This is a genomic window from Anaerocolumna cellulosilytica (genome assembly GCF_014218335.1).
GTDB lineage: Bacteria > Bacillota > Clostridia > Lachnospirales > Lachnospiraceae > Anaerocolumna > Anaerocolumna cellulosilytica.
In genome coordinates, this window is record NZ_AP023367.1 from 193,986 (window position 1) to 216,950 (window position 22,965).

Consider the following 22,965-nt stretch of genomic DNA (forward strand, 5'->3'; position numbering starts at 1 on the left):
TTATGGCAGGAACATGGAACAATCAAAATAAAATTTTACCAGGTGCATACATAAACTTTTTAACCAACGCTCCCTTAACAATAACACCGGGGGATAGAGGCGTTGTACTATTATTACAGGAATTAAGTGCAGGTACAGCAGGTGAAATTTATACCATTACAGCTAAAGAAAATGATTATCCGGAAGGGGTTACAACCACAGATACCTTCCTTGCGGGAGAAGCTCTAAAGGGAGCAAAAACGGTTAAGGTATATAATCTTGGCAAAGACCATGAGAGCGGCGCAGTTACTGCTGCTTTAGAGGCTGTCAGAACGGAAGATTTTAATGTATTAGTCTATCCCTACGATGGTGAGGGTTATGAAGCAGCAAAAGCAGCCATTGCCGCGTGGGTAAAAGCTATGATTGATGACGAGGGAAAGGGAATGCAGGCGGTTTTAGCTAATTACAAGGCGGATTCCCAGTACATCATTAGCGTATCCCAGGGCGTAAAACTGGCAGACGGTAAAGTACTGACTCCGGCACAGACCTCTGTTTGGGCAGCAGGTATCACGGCAGGTGCAAAGGTAAGTGAATCCAATACCGGAAGAAATTATACCGGTGCGATTGATGTTGTACCTCGCATGACAAAAACGGAAATGGAAGCAGCCGTAACAAGCGGTAAATTTATCTTAAAAGTGGATACGGCACAAAACGTTACCGTTGTATATGATATTAATTCCTTAACAACATTAACGGAAGCGGCAGGGAAACCATTTACCAAAAACCGTGTGATTCGAATCTTGAATGGTATTAATAATGACATTACAGAAATCTTTGAGGCAAATTACGTTGGTAAGATGAATAATACCGAGGATGGAAGGTCTGCTCTTCGTGCAAATCTTATTGACTATTTTAAAACTTTGCAGGGAATGTCAGCAATTAAAAATTTTGTACCGGAGGATGTAAAAATAGCAGAAGGAAAAGATTCCGATGCGGTAGTGATTGATTGTCATATCCAACCGGTAGACAGCATTGAAAAAATGTATATTACAGTAAGCTTATCATAAGGAAGGAGACTTAAGATATGATAGATAATTATGTAAGGTTAGCGGATACTTTATCTGCAAAAGAGGGCACAGCCTTTATTGTAATCCATGGAGAAAACAGGGTGTTGTTTGAGGTATCCAGCTTAAAAGCACAAATTGATTTAACGGTACAAGCCCGCAGAATGTTAGGACACCGTATGACACAGCATAAAGTTGTTGGGGCAGAGGGAACCGGAAGCATGACTATGTATTTTATGAATTCTGAAATGTTAAAGGCAGCCAGAGAGTATCTGGATGGCGGCAAATTCAGTCAGATAACCATTCGTGCGTATAATGAAGACCCACAATCTACGGTTGGAAAGCAGGAGGTTAAATTAAACAATGTCATATTAAAGACGATTCCTGTTATCAATTTAGATGACCAGTCTGATGATCCGATTACCGTAGATACGGACTTTACCTTTGACAGTATGGAAGAAATGAGTACGTTCCATCTGCCTGAACATGTTCCCACAGAAAAGTAGGGACGCGCACCTGCGTTATTAGAAAAACAAGTTAGGTAATTGCGATACAGTCTTTGAATTGCAATCTTATTATGTGACGGAAGGAACGGGAATCACCCAAATGGAATGATTTTGGCAAGTCACCTTTATTTGGTGATTTCCCTCTTCCTCTCTTAAAAGATAACGTTTCGCAATTTTCCTAAACACTTATTAGCCGAGAGGAGACATATATATGAGTTCATTAAAAGCGTTTTTAAATCCTGTACAGGTTGAAAATAAAGAGGTTGTAGTATCCAGTCGTTTTATGGAGGATGGAAAAGTCATTCCTTTTACAATCCGCCCGATTACGCAAAAAGAAAATGAGCAGTTGATTAAACGCTATACCAAAAAAGATAAAAAAGGCAATGAAACCTTTAACCGAACAGAGTATGTTCAGGCACTTACTGCAAGTGCAGTGGTATTCCCCAATTTACACGATGCAAAGCTTCAGGAAAAATATGGTCTTGGTGAAACAGAAACCTTGAAAAATATGCTGCTGGTGGGAGAGTATGCTACGCTAGCCCAAGAGGTCCAGTCCTTAAGTGGTCTTGACACTAATATCAATGAGGATATTGAAGAAGCAAAAAACGAATAAAGCAAGGTGATGTTGAGTTTAATTTGGCACACTTTGCTTTGCAAAAACTCCGTATCCTTCCCTCCGTACTGGATGAAATGACACAAAAGGAAAAAGCCTTTGTATACGCCAGCATAGCAGTACGGGTGGAGGAGGAGAAAAAACAGGCACAAAGAATAAAGTCGAAAGGAGGTAGGTGAGAATGGCAAATATAAACGCAATGATAGTTACCATTAATATGTATAATAGTTCCTTAGACAAAATGATGCTTAAAACTGAAAAAGTTATTAATAAACTTGCTGAATCCGGACAAAAAATCGGAATGGCTGCGGAGAAAATATTAAAAGCTGGTTCAGCCATTGACAAAGCTTCTACCAAAATGATTAAGGCAAGTCAGGCATCAGAAATGTTTGTGGCAAAAATGCTTGAATTGAATAAAGCAGCAGAAGCTGCTGCCGGTGGTATTAATGAAGTAGAAAAGAAGCTAGATGAAACTAGTAGTTCTGCTAAAGCAGCTGATGATAAACTAGCTAAATTTAATAATAAAGTAAATGATACTGAAAAGAAAACAAAAAAAGCAAAAGTCAATTTAGATGGTATGTTTAAATCATTAAAGAAAGTGATAAGCATCGAAAATGGAATGAAGATATACGATGATTATACAAAGGTTAGTACAAAACTTAATCAAGTAAATGATGGAAACCAAAAACCGGGTGAATTACAGGATAAAGTATTTGCAGCAGCAGGACGTTCTAGAAGCTCTTTTGCTGATATGTCTGATTTTATTACGAAGTTAGAAAATGGAACAGATGTATTTGGATCAAATGACGAAACAATAGCATTTACAGAATTAGTACAAAGGTCATTTGTAGCAAGTGGTACAACATCAAAAGACAGCAAAACTTCTATTGATAGTTTGATAGAAAAGATGTCTACAGGGGGTATGAAAGGGGATGATTTGAATAAATTGTCTCAGACAGCTCCATTAATAATGCAGGCGGTTTCACAGTATACCGGAGTATCTGGAGCAGATTTAAAAAAACTAGCTGATGAGGGTCAAATTACCGCTGACGTAATGAAAAATGCTATTTTTTCTATGAGTGGTGATATTAACACTGCATTTGCAGAAGCACCAATGACTTTTTCAGACATATTTACAAGAATAAAGGATGGAGGGTTACAAGCATTTACAAGCATTATTGAAAAAGTCCAAGAGTTTATCAGCAATCCTCAATTTCAACAGTTTGTAAATGCATTAATTGTTGGTTTTGATATTCTTGCAAACGTGATAGGGACAGTAATTGATGGAGTTATCAATGGATGGAGCATAATAGGACCTATTCTTGCAACAATTGGTGCAACGTACCTTGTTAGTATAATTACGGGTTTGTGGGCAACAATTCCGCCATTAATCGGCCAGGCGTTAGCATGGATTAGTGCTTCTCTGCCTATTCTGCTTATTATTGGTTTAATTGTGGCTGTTATTAGTATTGTAGATGCCTTAGGAATATCCTGGGAATCTGTATTTAAGTTTATGGGTGGTGTGATAGGAGAATTTATAGCAAATGTTCAAAATGTTTTCATTTATATTTGGAATTTTATAGCGGAATTTATCAATTTTTTTGGCAATGCCTTTCGCAACACAATTATTGAAGTGAAAATGTTATTTAATGACTTGGCAATATCAGCATTAGGAGCAATAGAAAATTTGCTTCAAAGTATACAAGATTTGATTAATAAAATTCCTGGAGTGACAATTGATATTACGAGTGGGATAAGTAATTTCAAAGATAAATTTATAAGAAATAATGCAGATTTGGAAGCCAGTCTAGGAGAAAAAGAATATGCAAAAGTTCTGGATTTGGTGGATACAGAAGAGGCAAAGAAAAAGGGTGAAAATACTGCATTGGGATTATACAACGGCATGGAGAGTGGAATTAACTCTTTAGCGGACATGTTAGGTGGAAATGGAGAAAATAATAGCGACCCTTTCCATGAGTATACGAAATATACACCACCTTCAATGGATGGTAAAGAAAATCCTTTAGACCCATCAGGCACTGGATTGGCAATACCGATAGAAGGAACAGGGAACCCGATAGCAATCGAGGGTGGTGGAGGCATCCCTATTCCGGTAAAAGGCAGCGGTACAGGCGGAACTGTTGAAGTTGAGATGCCGGACGAAGACCTTGACTACCTGCGGGAAATAGCAGAAAGAGATTATATAGCCAACATTGCCAGTAATTCACTTGCTCCAAACATCAGTGTTCAATTCGGTGATGTCCATGAGACGGCAGATGCAGATAAAGTAGCAGGTAGAATAAAGCAGATTCTTCAAGAAGAAATCGCTATGGTAAGTGAGGGGGTATATTAATGTACGCAGTATTTTTTGATTACAATAACACCACATACCGTCTTCCTGTCAATCCCGAGGAAATTAAGATAACCAGCTCCCAGTCAGTAGAAAAGTATACAGTACTGGGATTGGGGCAGATTGTAATACCTTCCGGTATGGAGCTTAAGGAATATAGTTTTGAATGTGAAATTCCAAAGGAAGATTACAGTTATGTAGAAATTGTGAAAGATTATACCACTGCTAAAGTCTACAAGGAAGAAGCAGAAAATTTCAATCCCGCGGAAAAATATCTTAAGGAATTCCAGAAATGGAGACAGGAATTGGCTCCGATACGTTTTATTGCAGGGCGGGGAGCAAGCAAAGAAGAAATGTATGAAGATAGTATTAACACACTGGTCTTAATTCAGGATATAACCATAACAGAAAAAGCCGGCGAAGAAGGAGACAAGTACGTTTCCTTTCAGTTAATTGAATATCAGGAATTTAACAAAAGGGCTGCCAAGGAGATAGAACCGGGAACCGGAGAGAAAAAAGCAAAGAAAGAAGATGCAAAAAACCCAAAGAGCAAAGGAACCTATGTAGTTCAATCAGGTGACAGCTTATGGGCCATCGCAAAAAAGCAATATGGGGATGGTACAAAGTATACAAAGATATACAATGCGAATAAGGATAAAATAAAAAATCCTTCTCTTATCTATCCCGGTCAGAAGTTGGTGATTCCATGATAGAATTTTTAGTATCAACAGGTGGGAAGATTTATGAAATTAATGATTTGATAACAAAGGTTACCTATCAGGATACCTTTAATAATGGCTGTAGTAAGCTGGAATTCACCTATATTAGTAAGAATCTAACGATACAAAATGGAAGTGTAATTCGTTTTAAATATGATAATACGAATATTTTTTATGGGTATGTATTTAAAATCAGTAGGGGCAAAGGAACAGAAATAAATGTAACGGCCTATGACCAGCTTAGATATTGTAAAGCAAAGGATACACTGGTATTAAAAGGGGATACGGTCACTACCATAACAAATAAAATGTGTAACTACTTTAAACTGAACAAAGGTACCATCGTAGATACAAGGTATGTATTAGAAACCAGTGTGCAAGAGGATAAGACCTGGCTTGATATTATATACGGTTCTATCAGCGATACCTTGATGAACCAAAAGAAATGGTATCTCCTCCGAGATGAATTCGGGAGTATCGCCCTTCGGGAAACCAGTGATTTAAAGCTTGACATGATATTAGGTGATGAGAGTTATTGCTATGATTATCAATATGATAAATCCATTGATAATGACTTTTACAACTTTATTAAGCTGGCTGCCATTGATAAAGAGGCAAAGACCTTGGAAGTTACGGTAGCTCAGGATGAGACATCTGTGAAGAACTTTGGTGTATTGCAATATTATAAAAGTATAGATAAGAAATATAGTACTGCACAAGCTAAATCAATGGCGGATAACTTATTAAGCCTATATAACAAGGAAGCGGAAACCATTAGCCTTGACTGTCTGGGAGATACCAGAATCCGGGCAGGCAGCAGTTTCCACGGACAGATTGAAGACATTAAGCTTAACAGACGGCTGGTTGTAAAAAGTGTAACTCATAAATTTCTTCCAATTCACACCATGAGTCTGGAGGTAATGACATGATACAGGAAATCAAGCGAATTGTAGAAAATTATTTAAGCAATGCCAAGTTGTGCAGCATTATCCCCGGTACAGTGACAAAGGATGGAATCCGTATTAGTGAGAAGCTTGTGATACCGGAAGAGTTGGTTTTTGGTAATATGAAAAAGAACCTCATAATAGGGGATTCGGTAAGATTATTGCGCAATCATGGCGGTCAGCAATATTTTATTTTGGAGGTGATAGAATGATACCGGTTAGCAGTATACCTGAGACCTTAGTCATATCAGAAGGGATAAAGACAAATAGAACCTATCAGTTGTTTCCGAATAAAATACAGGGCTATGTGGACAATGCAGAAGCACTAAAGCAGGCCATCTATAAGATGTTATTTACTGAAAAATATCAATACCCAATCTACAGTTTCGATTATGGTATTACTTTTGAGGACTTAATAGGAAAGGACACAGCCTATGTAACCATAGAATTAAAACGCAGAATTATGGAGTGTCTGTTAGAAGATGAGAGGGTGCTTAGTGTTGAGAATTTTCGTTTTGAATTAAACGGTGATGAGATACGGTGTACCTTTGAGGTAAAAAGTATTTATGGTAATTTTACCATTGAAAAGGAGGTGGACGGTTAATGTTTGAGGCAATGACGTATGAAGCTATATTAGCAGACATGCTAAAACGGGTTACAACGGATGTAGATAAAAGGGAAGGAAGTATTCTATACGATGCACTTGCCCCTTGTGCCTACGAGTTGGCACAGACCTATTTTAATTTAAGCAGCTTTCTGGATTTGGTATCTGGGGATACTGCGGTTGGTGAATACTTAGACCGTGTAGTTGCTGACTATGGGATAAGCAGAAAGCAAGCAACAAAGGCAGTTCGTAAAGTAGTTACAACCGATGACATAAGCCTGGGAACCAGATGGGGGCTGGAGGGAAGTGTTTATCAGATAACAGCTCAGTTGGGAGAAAATATCTATCAGGCAGAGTGTGAGCAGACCGGAGAGCTTGGAAACCGTTACAGTGGGAGCTTACTAAGTCTTGATAATATAAAAGGTGTTACTGCCACCTTGGGAGATATCATTACTGCCGGAGAGGAAGTTGAAACAGACAATAACCTTAGAGCAAGATTTTACGCACAAGTCCAGTCTCCCAGTACCAGCGGTAACGCAGATAACTATAAAAAATGGGCGTTGGAAGTTCCAGGGGTAGGGGATGCCAAGGTATATCCGCTATGGAATGGAAATGGAACGGTAAAAGTCATGGTGGTGGACAGTAACATGTCTATTGATACAGGACTTGAAAAACCGGTAGCTGACTATATAGAAACCGTCAGGCCCATAGGAGCAACCGTTACAGTAACCAGCCCTGGGAGTAAAGAGATTTCAATTTCTGCTAAGATAACCCTTGATGGAACTAAATTATTACAGGAAGTCATAGAAAGCTTTTACAGTACATTTGCAGACTATCTTAAGAATACTATCTTTTCATCTTACGTAGTAAGTTATGCCAAAGTGGGTAGTCTTTTGTTGGCTACGGAAGGAATTTCTGATTATACAGATCTATTCCTAAATGGCGACACAAGTAATGTCCCAATTGCAGAAACTGAAATGCCTATGGTTGGCAACCTTGAACTTGTGGAGGTGGTCTCTGAATGAATCTGATGCAGCATTTACCAGATTATTATGTAAACAATCAAACTATGGAGACTTTACAAGGATTGTTAAGTGTTCATATCAATAAACTTGCAGAAGACTTTAACAACACCTTAAATCAGTGTTTTGTCAATACCGCTACAGAACTTTTAAGTCGTTACGAGAAAATCTATGGACTAACGGTTGACGTAACAAAAAACCATGAATTCCGAAGAGAGCGAATCAGAGCCAAAATCAGAGGTACCGGTACCGTGACAAAGCAGATGATTGCGCAGGTTGCCAGATCTTACTCCAACGGTGAGGTCGAAGTGATTGAAAATAACGAAGAAAGCAGTTTTCTAGTTAGATTTGTGGGAACAAAGGGGATTCCTGCAAATATAACTGACTTAAGACTTACCATAGAAGAAATCAAACCCGCACACTTGCGATTCGAGTTTGAGTATACCTATAACACCTGGAAGGATGTAGGGCGTATGACTTGGGGTGAGGCGACCGAACTTACTTGGGGAGAGATTAGAGAGAGGTGATAGAATGGCAGAATATACAAAGAATTATAATCTGAAGAAGCAGCAGGATAGTGATTATATCAGTATAGAGGGGCTTAATAATAACTTTGATGTGATTGATGAGGAACTGAATAAATTAGAGGAAGCTGGTGTGAAAGCAGTAGATGGTAAAGGTTTATCTTCTAATGATTTTACAGATGCAGAAAAAAGCAAATTAGCAGGTGTTGCGGTAAATGCCAACAATTATGTTCATCCAGCGAATCACTCACCGACAGTAATTGCTCAGGATGCAAATAATCGATTTGTGACAGATGCAGAGAAGGCAGCATGGAATGGAAAACAAAATGCTCTTGGTTACACACCGGTTCGCCAAGGTACGGGATTTGGGCAATATCCTAATTTGGTATCAATTGGATGGTCGGGTTCAAGATTAAAAGCAACGGTAGATAGTACTGATTTAGGAAATATTGCCTTTGGTGACATTCCCACAACCCTTCCTGCTAATGGAGGGAATTCTGATTCTGTGGATGGTGTACATATACAGGTTCAAACTTCGATACCTGCTTCGCTAGGAAATAATGTATTATGCATTGTTTACGAATAGGAGGTAGCAATGGCAAAAGGAATGTACTTCGGAGTTAACGGACAGGCAAGGCGTGTTAAAAAGATTTATTATGGGGTTAATGGTGTACCAAGGAAAGTGAAAGAAATTTACTATGGTGTTAACGGTGTACCAAGGTTGGCTTGGAAAGGAACAGTTCCGGGAGGGTTAATAGTCTTTACATCCTCTCAAATGTGGACGGTACCGGAAGGTGTATATAAAGTAGATATTTTTTGTGTTGGAGGAGGAGGTTGTGGAGGCATAAGTAATCTAAAAAGACGAGGAGCTGGAGGAGGGGGTGGAGGTTATACTGCAACAGTATTAGGAGCTGCTACAACGCCCGGAGCCTCCGTACCAGTAATTGTAGGTGCTGGTGGTACATTCGCTGACTCGGGTAATGGGTACGGCGGAGTATCTTCGCTAGGAGCCATTTGTTCTGTAGCTGGGGGATATCCAGGTTCCATCCATACTAATTATTTATATAGTCAAACATCAGCAGGTGGGTCAGGTGGATCAGGTGGTGGTAATGGAGCATTTCAAACTAATTCTGGAGCACATAGTTCTTTTAACGGAGGAGAAGATGGTAGCAATACCTACGCATTATTTAAGTATCAGGGTACTATAGATGATACCACACTAGATACATATTATGATGCCAAGTATATGCGCGGTCAAAAAACAACAACTAGAGCTTTCAGCGAAGCAGGTAATACACTTTATTCTGGAGGAGGTGCAGGAGGAGGCAGTTGGTATAGTAGTGATAATAGTCAACTTCCAAGTAAGCCAGGAGGAGGAGGAGGAGGATTAGGTGCCGCATATTCCACTGCAGGTGCATTAACAACCCTAGGTAGCTCTGGCACGTCAAATACTGGCGGTGGAGGCGGTGGAATGGCATATGGGCAATCCTCAACAACAGCCAGCGGAGGTTCTGGATTAGTAATCGTACGATGGGCAGAGCAATAAATTTAAAGGAGTACATAGCATGTGGTGTAATCAGATTTTTAGTTTAATAAATGAACAGACTGTACAAAACATAGTAGTATGTGACAACTATGAAATAGCAAATCAAATATCGAGAATTCAATATGGAGATGATTCATACGCAGTTGATACAACACACTATCCATTAGCAATAGGATGCTTTCACATAGATGGTTTATTTTATGAACCAGATGGAAAAACATTAATAGAAAGAAATCTAACTGCTGATGAAGAGGCAAATTTAGCTAGAATTAAAGTAGAACAACTAGAGAAGCAGATAAATCCTAATATTGACATTAAAACCTGCACCTTAAAAGAATTAAAGGAGTGGAAAGTTAAACAAAGCAAAGAAAAGTTAGAAAATTACTTGAAAGAGCATATTTTAGAGTCTTCATGTCATGGTAGTACGGTTAAAGCATATACAATTACAAAAGAAAAACAATCATTACTAAGCCAAATGATAATAATAGCACAAACTGCAAAGCAAGAAGATATACAGTTCCAACCGAGTTGGAATGCAGCTGGTGAGATTTGTACCTATGATTGGACATTAGAAGAATTACAACAACTAGCAGTTGAGATAGAAAATTTTATAAGACCCTTAGTGCAATTACAACAGACAACAGAAGAAGCTATAAACAAGAGCATAAACAAAGAAGAGGTTATGAAAGTAAATATAGATTATCCTCAAAACAGATTGTAGTTAATCACTAGGAGATGCCTATGACGATTGAAGTAGCTTTACTCATTTCCGGTGTATCCCTGGCATTCGGTATCTATACCGGAATAGCAGCAATAAAGCGCAATCAGAAAACCGATGCGAAGCAGGATGCCAGCGAGCTGACCACAGTCATTGTGAAGCTTGAGAACATCGGGAATGGCATAACAGAAATAAAAGCAGAAATGACAAATGTAAAAAACGACATCAAAGATGACAGAGAACGAATCATCCGTTTAGAAGAATCCGCAAAGCAAGCCCATAAACGGCTGGATAACATAGAGTTATATAAATAAACCGGTGAGCAGGATAACTAAATAGGTTTTAAAAATGATTCTAAGCTGGAAATCCAAAGGAACTCTTCTAGTTTACTGTTTGACTGGTATCTGGATGATTCGGACAGAACACTAGAGGTACAAGCAATTTTTATGTACACCCTAATATAATAAAAAGAGGGGATAAAACAAAATAATCAAAAAACCGTAACCAAATGACCGTATTCGATATGGAAGTTAGTAATAAGTGCCTCAAAAGTCACAAGTTGATACCTTACTTTTGGGGCACTTAGTTTTCCTAGAAGAACAAGAAAGGTACTTAACGGAACGAAGAATTGTACAAAGACGTAGGAGAAGTGTGAAAGAAACTCTAAGCTGTCAAAATACGTCAACTAAGAATTTCTATCATTTCACACAAGAAGAATCCAACATAAGGGTAGGCGTCTTCCATCTCTTGGTTTGCATGCGGCCAAAGGTTGCAGAGGGGAGCTAAATATGAACGTGACATTCTTAAACGAGTATATTAACCTAGTGGTTTTAGGAATTTGTCTATGCCTAGGTTATGTAATTAAAAACAGCTTGGACTTTATTAGCAATAAATATATACCCTTAATTATGCTGGTAATTGGCACATTAATAAATATATTGGTGAATATTTCCAATTTTAGTGCTACAGTAGTATTAGGCGGAATGATAAGTGGGTTAGCCAGTACAGGAATGTATGAAGCATTAAGAAGTTTTATCAAAGGGAAAGAAAAGGAGGAGTGATACTATGTTAATTGCAGTAGACAGCGGTCATGGTATGGAGACCGCAGGAAAACGCACCCCCCCTATCCCGGAAGACTGGTTTGGCAAGAAGGCGGGGGATTCAATCCGGGAAAAGGAATTCAACAAACCGACAGCAGACTATCTGATAGAGGCATTAAAAAGAAATGGTTTTGAGACCATCAATGTAAGTCCCGGCACAGCCGATGTGCCTTTGGTAGACCGCTACACCACCGCTAATAACGCCGGCGCAGATGCTTTTATCTCAAAGCATTACAATGCCAGTATTGGAGTATGGTCAACTGCCAATGGTATTGAGACAATTATATCTCAATATGCAGGCAGCGGAACCAGGAATCTGGCTACCTTAGTTCAGGCGGAGCTTGTGAAGGCTCATGGAAGAACAAGCCGGGGAGTTAAAACAGATGTAGAGCAGTCGGGTTTTAATATAGCGGTATTAAGAAATACTACCATGCCTGCAATACTAACAGAATCGGGCTTTATGGACAATCTGGCTGAGGCCAGAACTATGCTTGATTCCATCTTTCAAAAGGCAGATGCAGAGGCGACCTGTAAAGGAATATGCACTTATTTTGGGGTTCCCTATTCAGATGGAACCACGATTCCAAGTGGTCTCATATCAAAGACCTCGGCACCTGATGATATCAAATGGCTTCAAACAAAGTTAAATGCAGTATTAGCCGGTGAAAGCTTTCATCCACTTGCAGTAGATGGTATTTATGGCAATAAAACCAGACTGTCCGTTTTAATTTATTGGGAGAAGTTAGGCTGGAATACGGATGCTGCTGATTCTGGCTGGAATGTTGCCAGCGGCACAAAAAATGCACTGGCAGCAGGAAGAATTTAGACAGCTATTATACTATAGGCCATCATAAGGAATTATCTTCCTGACCAGGGTGTGTCTGAAACGAATCATCACTTTTTGAATGCTAAATGGTATACGGCACCACATTTTAGGTGTGTAATGCAATACCCCATAATCGTTCCTTGCCTCCTAAAAGGTGTACCATTCTTATCGGAACTAAGCCGTTTTAGACACACCCTAATAAAATATGATAAAATGGCACATAAATCGACTTTAATCATATAATTATAGAAAGATAACTTCCAGTAAAATAAGTGAGTTTCGCAATTACCTAACATATGAATTATAAGGAGGAATTGCATGAAGATAGCAGTTGATGCAGGCCATGGTTATGATACGCCCGGAAAACGTACGCCCCCGTTAAAAAAAGACCTTGATATGAATAAGGATGGTATTATTGATATAAAAAAAGGGGAAAGCCTTAGAGAACATGTTGCCGCAGTAGGAGTAGCGTATTTACTGATACAGGAATTAAAGCGGTGTGGCTTCGATACTCTTATGGTGGGGTTTAATGATAACAATCCCAAAGACGATAAAGATATACCTTTAGCGACCAGGCAAAGAAGTGTTGTAAATGCAAAATGTGATTATTCTGTTTGTATACATTTTAACGCGTTTGGAGATGGCACCTCCTTTAATTCAGCAGAAGGGGTAGAAATATATATCCATGATAAATATGCGAAAGCTTCCAATAAATTTGCCAAAGCGATTCTTAAGTATCTGATAAAGGGGACGAAGCAAAAAAACAGAGGAATTAGTAAACAAAGTCTTGCCATGTGCAATTGTAACAGTTTAAATGTAAAGGCTGCCATCCTGGTAGAGTTGGCCTTTATGACAAATGAAAGGGAGGCAACCACAATGGTAGGAAATGCTGTGTTTTGGAAAGAGGCGGCGCAGGAGATTTGTATGGGCATTTGCAGTTATACCGGAGTAAAATATGTAAAAGAGTTTACTATACCGACAAAAACCATTAATAAAAAAGCGTCAAAAGAAAATATTATATGGTTACAGCAAAAATTAAATGCATTAATGACGGGAGAAAGCTTTATACCATTAAAAACCGATGGGGTATACGGCAGCAGAACAAGAATAGCAGTCTTAATCTATTGGGAAAAACTCGGTTGGAACCAGAACGGCAAAAACAATGGCTGGAACGCAGGTAAAGGTACCATTGATGCTCTTGCAAAAGGAAGAAAAGTGTGAAAAATATTTAAAAGCCCGGTTTTTTTAATACGTATATGAAATATACTTTTCTTACGTATTTCTTAAGAATTAGGGCTTTTTCCCATTAAGAATCTTTCTCTTTTCACTTAAGATTGTGATTTTAGTCTTAGGAGGCAATGTTATACATAGCGGAAATAGGGAAATTGTGCTATAGTATAAAATAATCCAAAAACAGGAGGTGTTATGATATGGAAACCCAGATGGGAACTTTTATGAAGTTTATACACATAGCAGATATCCATCTTGGTGCGAAACCGGACAGGGGATATCCCTGGAGCAGTTTACGGGAAAAGGAAATTTGGGAGAGTTTTGAAGGCATTATAGAGGAATGTAATAAAAAACAGGCAGACCTTTTACTAATTGCAGGAGACTTGTTTCATAAACAGCCATTGCTTAAAGAACTAAAGGAAGTGAATTATCTCTTTCAGAAACTAAATAAAACCAGAGTGGTATTAATGGCGGGAAATCATGATTATATCGGAGAAGATTCAAACTACCGTGCGTTTTTATGGGCAGATAACGTGCATATGCTCTTTGATGCATCCATGGATAGTATCTATTTGGAGGAAATAAACACTGAGATTTATGGGTTTAGCTATCATACCAGAAATATTATAGAATATAAATATCATCAGGTAGCGCCCGGATGTGAGGAAAGAATTAATATTTTATTAGCGCATGGAGGAGATGAAAAAAATGTTCCCTTTGATAAAAGAGTCCTACAGGAAAAGGGCTTTGATTATATTGCATTAGGTCATATCCATAAGCCTCAGAAACTAGGAGAGAGAATGGCTTATGCCGGCTCTTTGGAACCAATGGATAAAAATGAAGTTGGTGATAGAGGTTATATATATGGAGAGATTAACAAAGAAGATAACCAATCGGATATTAAATTTGCTTTTTATCCTTTTGCAAAACGCCGATACTTTAAGGTTGAGCTTGCCATAACACCGGATATGACGGATGGGAGCGTAACGGATACTTTAAAGGGGCAGATAAGGGAATCCGGCAGTCAGAATATGTATTGTTTTCGTCTAACGGGCAACCGGGACAAGGACATAACCTTTCATAAGGAAAAATATTATACACTGGGAAATATTATAGAAATCACCGATGAAACAGTACCCGACTATGACTTTGACGAATTGTTAAGAGAGAATCGGGACAATCTTATTGGCTTGTACATTGAAAAGATAAAGGAAGAAAGCCATCAGGACAATATAACACAAAAAGCATTGTACTATGGGATGGAAGCACTTTTAGGAGCGAAAAATTAATTATAGGAGCAGAGTAACTTGAGATTTCAGGAATTACGATTAAATCATTTTGGAAAGTTCCATAATAAGACCTTAACCCTAAAAAATGGTATTAACCTTATATATGGGGAGAATGAGGCAGGGAAATCTACCATACACTCCTTTATTAGGGGAATGCTCTTTGGAATTGAGAAAACCAGAGGCAGAGCCTCGAAGGAAGATTTATATACGAAATACCAGCCCTGGGATTCCCATGGTTTTGGTGGAAGTATGGATTTTATAGCAGGTGATAAAAAGCTGCGTATTATCAGGAACTTTGACAAAAACAATAAAAGTACCAGCATATTAGATCTGGAAACCGGCAGGGAGCTTACAGCAAGCAATCAGGAGCTGGCAGCATTGTATGAAGGCTTAACAGAGGCGGGTTTTCGTAATACCATAAGCATTGAGCAGTTAAAAGCCCGTACGGACCAGGAACTGGCCTATGAGGTCAGAAATTATATTGCTAATCTTTCACTTACAAAAAGTAAAGAGGTAGATGTAACAAAAGCTTTGGCCTATTTACAGGCAAAGCGAAAAGAACTTTTAGCCCGACTGCCGGGAGAAAAGCAAAAGAAGCTAATGGAAGAAATTGAACTTGGTCTTAAAGCGGAGGAAAGAAAAGCGGAACTGAAAGATAAATTAAAACGTGCCGGACAAGAAGAGCAGTTGCTTATAAAGGCGCAGGAAGAAAAATATCAGAAGCTGCTTACAGACCATTTTCCGAGTCTTGATAGCTACGCTGCTTACTTAGAACAATTCCCTGCAATTGAAGAAAAGTACAGGACATATCAGGATAAAACAAGACAGAAAAAACTTCTTACAGAGAGATTACAGCTTTTGCCAGAGAGCAGTTCTAAGAAGCAGAATATCACCAGTCTAGGAATTCAGGAGGGGATTCATAAGCTGGAAGAGGTTCAAAAAGATATGACGGAGCTTAATAAGACAAAAGAAACGTTCCTTTCACAGGAGTTAGATAGGATAAAGAAACAAGATAAGAAGAAGCGGTTTGTACTAGTAACTACTTTTTTGGCAGGATGCCTCGGTGTAGCAGTATCCCTTATAAGCGGTAATGGATTACTAGCTCCCTTGTGGTCAGTAGTGATAGCAGCAGGAATTATTTATAATATACAGGCGTCTGGTAAAGTTAAGGCGCAGCAGGAACATGTGAGAATTCTAAGCGAGGAGTATGCGAATGCTCTTAACAGCCTGAAAACAGAGGGCATAAATATTTTAAACCAATTTCAGGCAGAAAATCTAATAGCTTTAAGAAAAAGATACGAAGAGGAGTTACGGCGAGAAATGGAGGATGTACATCTGCAAAAGCAGAGGGAGGAGTACAACCGACAATGGAGTGTGTTAAATGAAGAGCTTAAGCAGCTTAATGAGGATATTGCCATATATGTGAGAGGTTTTGGCAACGGGCCATTAATAGACGCATATGGACGAGGAGAACTTGAAAAAGAAGCTTTTATTGACAGTTTGAGGGAATTTGTTGCAAGAGAGAAGAGAAATCTGGTGTATTATAATCAGGAGGGTGCCAGAAGACTTGAGGAGATACGTTTAAAGGAAGAAAAGCTTAAGTGGGAACTTAATCAGTTGGAGGGAAATGAAGAAAGTTTACTGGAGAATCAAGCATTAGCAGAGATTCTGATCAAGGAAGAGCAAGAAATAAATGAAGAACTACAGGCATTAAAATTAGCAATAGAGACCATGAACCGTTTGTCCGTAGATATACACGATAGCTTTGGACAGGAATTAAATCATGTGGCCTCTGGTCTTGCAAAAGAGATAACAAGTGGGAAATACGGTACTATCAAAATAGATGAAAAGTTAAATATGAAAGTAGGGCATGAGGATAATTATTATCTGATTGATCGGTTTAGTTCCGGTACGATGGAACAGATGTATTTTGCGTTACGTATGGCTGTATCTGATATCCTGTATGGAAAAGGTGTTATGCCTGTTTTACTGGATGATTGTTTTGCGCTGTATGATGATGTAAGAACAGCATCTGTCTTAAAGTATTTAGAAGAAAAAAGGGAAGGGCAGATTTTATTATTTACCTGCCACCAAAGAGAAAGAGCTATTCTAGATGAGTATAATATCAATTACCATTATATTAACTTAAATGACGGTTTGACCTAGGGTGTCTGAAAATCTATGCAAGGAAATTAGCCGTTTTCAGACACACACTAAAGGTGCAGAAAGAAATCGAGGATGTTATGGAACAGAAAACAAACAATACCAGGAAAGTTACTACGAATAAGAATACAGTGAAAAAGCATTCTAAAAAGCCTTCGAAAAAACGAAGCCGCTTTAAACGTAAGCTGCGTTGGTTTTTTCTGCTGTTTAGTTTGTTCTTTTCGCTCACAATGCTCGCAGCCTGTCTTATATTCTATGTAAAATACGGGGAAGAGTTTTCAAGTTATCAAAAGCTCGCAAAACAATTGGTAAGCCAATCTGATTTTGATACATTCCGTCAGCAGGAGACCAGTTTAGTGTATGGTAAGGACGGTGAACTCATAACTGCTCTTAAGGGAGAGAAGGATGTTTATTACCTGGATTATAAGGAGATACCTAAGGCAGCAGTAGATGCTATGATTTCCATAGAGGATAAAAAGTTTATGAACCATGGGGGCATTGATCTGCTGGCAAATATAAGAGCGGCCGTTGAGCTTGTTAAGCACAAGGGCGGTATCACCCAAGGAGCAAGTACTATTACCCAGCAGCTGGCAAGAAATATTTATTTATCCAATGAAGTGAGCTATGAGAGAAAATTTAAAGAAATCTTTATTTCAGTAGAGTTAGAGAAAAAATATAATAAATATCAGATACTTGAATTTTATCTAAACAACATTTATTTTGCCAATGGCTTTTATGGCATACAGGCAGCCAGCAAAGGGTATTTCAATAAGGATGTTAACGAACTCAGCTTATCACAAATAGCTTTTTTGTGCGCAATACCAAACAATCCAACCATATATGACCCTTTTGACTATCCGGAGAATACCAGTAAGAGAAGAGACCGTATTCTGTTCCAAATGTATGAGGATGGTAAGATTGCAAAAAGTGAATACCAGGCAGCAGTTAGTGAAGAGATGAAAGTAGTACAGAAGAAAATGACTACCAATAACTATGTGGAGACATATGTGTTCTATTCTGCCGCCAGAGCATTGATGGCACAGCAGGGCTTTGAATTTAAGAATGAATTCGAAAGTGATGAGGATCGAAAGGCTTATGAAGAGGCGTATACAGAGGCCTATAATCAGTGTCATAAGTCCTTGTATTACGAAGGGTATCGTATTTATACCTCAATTGATTTAAAGAAACAGTCAGAGCTTCAACAAGCAGTGGATGATAATTTAAAGGACTATCAGGAGAAGACCAAAGAAGGTATCTATACCTTACAGGGTGCGGCAGTATCGATTGAAAATGAAACAGGCAGAGTTGTTGCAATCGTAGGCGGAAGATATCAAAAAACCACCGGCTATACTCTAAACCGTGGATACCAAAGCTACCGCCAGCCGGGAAGTGCCATAAAGCCCTTGATTGTTTATACACCTGCTTTTGAAAGAGGTTATTACCCGGATACCATTGTTGTGGATGAAAAATTTGAGGGTGGCCCGTCTAATTCCAATAAAAAATATTCCGGAAAAATAACCATAAGAAAAGCAGTGGAGGTATCAAAGAATACCATAGCCTGGAGGTTGTTCGAGGAATTAACGCCGAAGACGGGTCTGTCTTACCTCTTAAATATGGACTTTAAACGGATTGATAAAAACGATTACTACCCTGCTGCTTCCTTGGGCGGATTTACTATCGGAACAAGTCCGGTAGAAATGACGGCAGCCTATGCAGCTATAGAGAATGACGGCATATATCGGGAGCCAACCTGTATTATTACCATTAAAGATTCAGAAGGCAATACCATCGTAAGTGACAGTATCTCTAAAAAACGTATCTATGATACCAATGCAGCCAGGATAATGACAGATGTCTTACAGAGTGTAATGAAAAATGGAACCGGAAAGGGACTGGGAGTTTTAAACATGCCAAGTGCCGGCAAGACCGGAACTACGAACGACAAAAAGGATGGTTGGTTTGTAGGCTATACACCTTACTATACCACCGGTGTGTGGGTCGGTTATGACATGCCCAAAGCCATGGCCCAGCTTTCCGGAGCTACCTTTCCGGGAGGTATATGGAAGCAGTATATGAATGCGATTCATGCTGATTTGGATCTTGTCCAGTTTAAAGCATATGAAGATACCAGACCGCCGGAAGTAACGGAAGCCCCGGAAGAAGAGATAACGGAGGCACCAACGCCCACACCAACGGAAGTTCCTGAGATAACAGAACCACCGGAGGAGATAACAGATGTACCGGAAGAACCCATAGATGATACGGTAGAAGATCCGGATGACTGGGAGGAATGGCCGGAGGATGAAGACCCGGAGGAATCTACAGATACTCCGACCAAATCCCTGGAAGATATTGATAATGAGAATAATGAAGATTGGACAGTTGATGAACAAGGTAATCCGAATGAACAATCCTTGGGTGAACCATAACCAAAGAGTTTGGCGTATAATAGAATAAGACTTATTTACTAATTTTATAGAGTTTAGAAAATGTCATAATTTTCCGATGTAATTTATGGAGAATTATGACATTTTTTGTTATATCATTACCAAAATACAGAGTTAAGTATATGTAATTAGCAGATTCATTGGGAAAGGAGACATATGTTAAAGCGTGATACAAGTATGGAATACCTTAGTTATAGTATGGCTGAGCAGTTTGAGAAGAGCATGAGTCTATTTTTAAATGATTATAATAAGAACAGGACAGAAATAGATTATAACTTTGTGAAAGCAATGGATAAATTATGTGAAAAGTGCATTCAGATGCAGGAAAAAGAAGAAAAGGGTGAGATTGCTGTTATCAGCATTTTTTATCTAAAATCCTCTATTTTAATGGATAAATACCAGTTACAAATTAATCTTTACAATGAAAATTTTTATTTGGATCGAGCTGACTTATTTGGTTTATGGGATATAACGTTTTTAATGAAGTATTTTGCAGAAGATATAAAAAGCATCTATCAAAAAGCGGTACATCATATCGCCCGATTCTCTTATGCAGATTACCAAGAGCTTAAAATGCAGTATGCAGAAGCGTATCATTTTATTCTACAAAAATTCTGCCAGGAAAGAGCAGCAGAAGTTATAAACCTTGCTTCTTATCAAGCTATGAAAAAATGGGAACAGACTATCATAACCTATGGTGGTTTTATGGATAAAGGTGTGTGCATATTTCCTGTAGAACCCATGGAAGGAGCAGGGGTATGAGATACTTCTTATTAAAAGCAGATAAGGGATATACCTATACCCCTCGAATTGTTAATCTCCATACGCAGATTGATGTTAGAGATTTAAAAAAGGGAAGTTATTATAAGATACCAAAGCGATTTTTGCTGCGAATCCAGAGTAATCCAGATACGGTATATACGGATATAATTACACATCCACTATTTTTGATTTCAGACAAAATAAAAAGAGTGTTGGAAAAATATGAACCCAACCTTAATTACAAAGAGGTTATACTTCTTGACCAAGAGTTTGGAAGAGCAGAAAAATACCATCTTCCCACACTGGAAGAATTAGAATGCTTAACACCTGCCAGTGTATTTAATACAGATAAAAGTATATTACATAAAATTGTAATTGATATAAATAAAAGCGGGGATAAATGCATGTTTGCCCTGGGAGAAGTGACAAACCGTTATGTGATTGTAAGACTGGACTTTGTAGAAAGCATGTTAAGGCGAGGTGCCAAAGGGTTTACCTTACAAGAAGTGGAAACTGTGAAAGGAGGGGATTAGATGGCAGAGGAAGAAGAATCTTATCTGGTACGAGGAGCTATGCTCTATTGCAACTGTGGCAGTCATCCAAGGAGATTGAATCTACCAAAGTGTCACGGTGTATATGTATTAAATCATCCGGTAATCAGAGAGGATGATTGCGAGCCAGGCAAGAATATCAGCTATTTTGGAGTGTGTCTGGGAGAAACTCCACCAGCGGGAGCAGAAGAAATACTATTGGATCAATATGTACCGGAGGGAGAGACGGGTACGGGAGAAGAAATTCAAGGGCCTAGATGTGCGCCGGATATTATAGGAAAGTGGAGAAGCACGAACGAAGCAACCTGCGTTTCAGGAGATGGTACAGCGGTAACAACCAATTCCTATCTGGTATGCAGGTGCGGTGGCTTGATACAACCGATAACAAATGGACATGAATATGAGGAATAGGAGTCAAGTTGAAAAACCCAAAGATGTTTTTCAACATCCTGATTTTTACGTGTGCAGAGCACACAGATGGGAGTAAAAATGATTACAAGTGAGAGGATTAAAGTCAGTGGTGGACTTGGAATTACAGAGCTATCAAAGCTTTCTTTTTCTATCAAGCCTAACCAGCATGGCAGTGCTGTTTTACGAGGACGAGTAGATAAACAGAAATATCTGGAAGCATCCAAAGAATCCTTAGAAAGACATATTGTAAAAATAAATATTCTGGAAGAGGATGGAACAATGCCTGTACAGCCAATCTTTTCAGGATTTCCCAAAAGAGTCACTTATTTTGAGGAAAGCGGATTACCTTACGTGGAGATAGAACTTACGTCTGGGACAATTCTATTAGACCGAGAGATAAAAAGCGGCTCTTATCAGGATAGTAGCATGACGTATGCAGATATCATCAAAAAAGCCATAACAGATATTTCGGGAGCCAGTGTAATCTGTAATGTTGGCAGGGATAAGAAACCGCCAAAACCTATGATTCAGTATAGAGAGACGAATTGGGAGTTTGTAAAAAGACTAGCCAGTCATTGTCAGGGGTGTATCTATCCCGAGGTAAGACAACCTCTTCCAAGGTTATGGTTTGGATTTCCGAACACCGGGAAAAAGGTAACCATAGAAAGTACCTCTTATGAAAGCGGAATCAGCAGCCAATTTTTTAAATTGGGAGCTGTAGAAGCAGGTTTAAAACAAGCTGATTTTATGTATTATTCAGTCCATTCTAAGGAGGATTTTAACATAGGTGACACTGCATGGATGGACGGTAAGAATTTAAAAATCTGTCAAAAGAGTGGGGAACTGGTAAGGGGAGAACTTGTCTTTACCTATGTTCTGGGAACACCTAGTTTGACAGCCTTAAGACGAACATACAATCCGGTTTTTGCGGGAATGTCCTTGCTTGGAAAGGTATTATCTGTAAAAGGGGAACGTGTAAAGCTTCATCTGGATATTGATAAGGAGCAGTCAGAAGGTACGGCCTTTGCCTATGACTGGATACCGGATACTGGAAGTGTTATGTACTGCATGCCACAGGTGGGGACAACCGTATCATTATATTTTTCTAATGAAGAGGAGGGCAGTGCACGAGCCGTCAATTGTATTCGGATGGGTCAGGGAGCAAAGGGTACAGCAGCTATGGCAGACAGCAGGAAGAAAAGTCTTACTACAGAGCATGGAAAGGAACTATATCTGGGACAATCAAACATTGGTTTCCAGGCAGAAAAAAGCGGTGTATCGTTAAAGCTTGAGGATGATAAATCCATTTCTTTCGTGAGTAGCAAAAAGATATCCATAGCAGCTCTTGGTAAGGTTACCTTTCGAGGAAAAACAGTAAGTGTAAAATCACCGGTGGAGATGAAACTGTATCGGAGGAAGTAATAAAAACAAGTTATAGTCAATTGAGAAACTGTTAATTTATGTGTCGAAACCAGTCAAAATAACCAAAACCAGGTTCCGATGCAGTGGCAAGTCACCTTTATTTTGGTTATTTTACCTATTTCCAACCTTTAAACTTATTAACGCGCAATTGCCTAAAACAAGTTATCACGAAAGG

24 protein-coding genes are annotated in these 22,965 nt (G+C 38.9%); all 24 read left to right on the top strand.

Features of this window, described 5'->3' with window-relative positions; all coding sequences use genetic code 11:
- The first annotated feature begins 2 nt into the window (after positions 1-2).
- The 24 genes from acsn021_RS00830 (at position 3) to acsn021_RS00945 (ending at position 22,790) form a co-directional block, all read left to right on the top strand.
- Complete coding sequence (locus acsn021_RS00830; protein WP_184095720.1) at positions 3-1,046, top strand: phage tail sheath subtilisin-like domain-containing protein; 1,044 nt, start codon at positions 3-5, stop codon at positions 1,044-1,046.
- A gap of 17 nt (positions 1,047-1,063) precedes the next feature.
- Positions 1,064-1,549 (top strand): phage tail tube protein, encoded by a 486-nt coding sequence (locus tag acsn021_RS00835; RefSeq protein ID WP_184095718.1) that lies wholly within the window; start codon positions 1,064-1,066, stop codon positions 1,547-1,549.
- Between the two features lie 211 nt (positions 1,550-1,760).
- Entirely contained in the window at positions 1,761-2,162 is a 402-nt protein-coding gene (locus tag acsn021_RS00840) for a phage tail assembly chaperone (RefSeq protein WP_184095716.1), read from the top strand.
- Positions 2,163-2,343: 181 nt separating this feature from the next.
- Positions 2,344-4,515, top strand: coding sequence for a tape measure protein (locus acsn021_RS00845; protein WP_184095714.1), 2,172 nt, complete (start codon positions 2,344-2,346; stop codon positions 4,513-4,515).
- The gene (locus tag acsn021_RS00850; protein WP_184095712.1) at positions 4,515-5,222 is read left to right on the top strand and encodes a LysM peptidoglycan-binding domain-containing protein; all 708 of its coding nucleotides are present in this window, start codon (positions 4,515-4,517) and stop codon (positions 5,220-5,222) included. The genes acsn021_RS00845 and acsn021_RS00850 overlap by 1 nt, the downstream gene beginning before the upstream one ends.
- Positions 5,219-6,160 (top strand): XkdQ/YqbQ family protein, encoded by a 942-nt coding sequence (locus tag acsn021_RS00855; RefSeq protein WP_184095710.1) that lies wholly within the window; start codon positions 5,219-5,221, stop codon positions 6,158-6,160. Before acsn021_RS00850 ends, acsn021_RS00855 begins: the two co-directional genes overlap by 4 nt.
- Positions 6,157-6,387 (top strand): DNA helicase, encoded by a 231-nt coding sequence (locus acsn021_RS00860; RefSeq protein ID WP_184095708.1) that lies wholly within the window; start codon positions 6,157-6,159, stop codon positions 6,385-6,387. Before acsn021_RS00855 ends, acsn021_RS00860 begins: the two co-directional genes overlap by 4 nt.
- On the top strand, positions 6,384-6,779 hold the full coding sequence (locus tag acsn021_RS00865; RefSeq protein WP_184095706.1) for a DUF2634 domain-containing protein: 396 nt from the start codon (positions 6,384-6,386) through the stop codon (positions 6,777-6,779). The genes acsn021_RS00860 and acsn021_RS00865 overlap by 4 nt, the downstream gene beginning before the upstream one ends.
- A complete protein-coding gene (locus acsn021_RS00870; protein ID WP_243167986.1) occupies positions 6,779-7,804 on the top strand; it encodes a baseplate J/gp47 family protein in 1,026 nt (341 codons plus the stop codon). The genes acsn021_RS00865 and acsn021_RS00870 overlap by 1 nt, the downstream gene beginning before the upstream one ends.
- Positions 7,801-8,328, top strand: a complete 528-nt coding sequence (locus acsn021_RS00875) for a putative phage tail protein (RefSeq protein WP_184095703.1) — start codon at positions 7,801-7,803, stop codon at positions 8,326-8,328. The genes acsn021_RS00870 and acsn021_RS00875 overlap by 4 nt, the downstream gene beginning before the upstream one ends.
- A 4-nt stretch (positions 8,329-8,332) precedes the next feature.
- Positions 8,333-8,911: a hypothetical protein gene (locus tag acsn021_RS00880; RefSeq protein WP_184095701.1), complete on the top strand. Its 579-nt coding sequence runs from the start codon at positions 8,333-8,335 to the stop codon at positions 8,909-8,911.
- 9 nt (positions 8,912-8,920) lie between these two features.
- Complete coding sequence (locus acsn021_RS00885) at positions 8,921-9,871, top strand: glycine-rich domain-containing protein (RefSeq protein ID WP_184095699.1); 951 nt, start codon at positions 8,921-8,923, stop codon at positions 9,869-9,871.
- A gap of 19 nt (positions 9,872-9,890) precedes the next feature.
- On the top strand, positions 9,891-10,592 hold the full coding sequence (locus tag acsn021_RS00890) for a hypothetical protein (protein WP_184095697.1): 702 nt from the start codon (positions 9,891-9,893) through the stop codon (positions 10,590-10,592).
- A 20-nt stretch (positions 10,593-10,612) separates the two neighbouring features.
- Positions 10,613-10,903: a hypothetical protein gene (locus tag acsn021_RS00895; protein WP_184095695.1), complete on the top strand. Its 291-nt coding sequence runs from the start codon at positions 10,613-10,615 to the stop codon at positions 10,901-10,903.
- Between the two features lie 474 nt (positions 10,904-11,377).
- Positions 11,378-11,650, top strand: a complete 273-nt coding sequence (locus acsn021_RS00900; RefSeq protein WP_184095693.1) for a phage holin family protein — start codon at positions 11,378-11,380, stop codon at positions 11,648-11,650.
- A 4-nt stretch (positions 11,651-11,654) separates the two neighbouring features.
- Positions 11,655-12,515 carry an N-acetylmuramoyl-L-alanine amidase gene (locus acsn021_RS00905; RefSeq protein ID WP_184095691.1) on the top strand — a complete coding sequence of 287 codons (861 nt, stop codon included), beginning with the start codon at positions 11,655-11,657 and terminating at the stop codon, positions 12,513-12,515.
- Positions 12,516-12,833: 318 nt separating this feature from the next.
- On the top strand, positions 12,834-13,736 hold the full coding sequence (locus tag acsn021_RS00910; protein WP_184095689.1) for an N-acetylmuramoyl-L-alanine amidase: 903 nt from the start codon (positions 12,834-12,836) through the stop codon (positions 13,734-13,736).
- Positions 13,737-13,945: 209 nt separating this feature from the next.
- Positions 13,946-15,034, top strand: coding sequence for a metallophosphoesterase family protein (locus tag acsn021_RS00915; protein WP_243167985.1), 1,089 nt, complete (start codon positions 13,946-13,948; stop codon positions 15,032-15,034).
- 18 nt (positions 15,035-15,052) lie between these two features.
- Entirely contained in the window at positions 15,053-17,200 is a 2,148-nt protein-coding gene (locus tag acsn021_RS00920; protein WP_184095687.1) for an ATP-binding protein, read from the top strand.
- Positions 17,201-17,277: 77 nt separating this feature from the next.
- Positions 17,278-19,626: a transglycosylase domain-containing protein gene (locus tag acsn021_RS00925; protein ID WP_184095685.1), complete on the top strand. Its 2,349-nt coding sequence runs from the start codon at positions 17,278-17,280 to the stop codon at positions 19,624-19,626.
- A gap of 174 nt (positions 19,627-19,800) precedes the next feature.
- On the top strand, positions 19,801-20,406 hold the full coding sequence (locus acsn021_RS00930) for a hypothetical protein (protein WP_184095683.1): 606 nt from the start codon (positions 19,801-19,803) through the stop codon (positions 20,404-20,406).
- A complete protein-coding gene (locus tag acsn021_RS00935; protein ID WP_184095681.1) occupies positions 20,403-20,939 on the top strand; it encodes an imm11 family protein in 537 nt (178 codons plus the stop codon). The genes acsn021_RS00930 and acsn021_RS00935 overlap by 4 nt, the downstream gene beginning before the upstream one ends.
- On the top strand, positions 20,940-21,368 hold the full coding sequence (locus tag acsn021_RS00940; protein WP_184095678.1) for a DUF4280 domain-containing protein: 429 nt from the start codon (positions 20,940-20,942) through the stop codon (positions 21,366-21,368).
- Positions 21,369-21,446: 78 nt separating this feature from the next.
- Entirely contained in the window at positions 21,447-22,790 is a 1,344-nt protein-coding gene (locus acsn021_RS00945) for a type VI secretion system Vgr family protein (RefSeq protein WP_184095676.1), read from the top strand.
- Positions 22,791-22,965 lie beyond the last annotated feature (175 nt).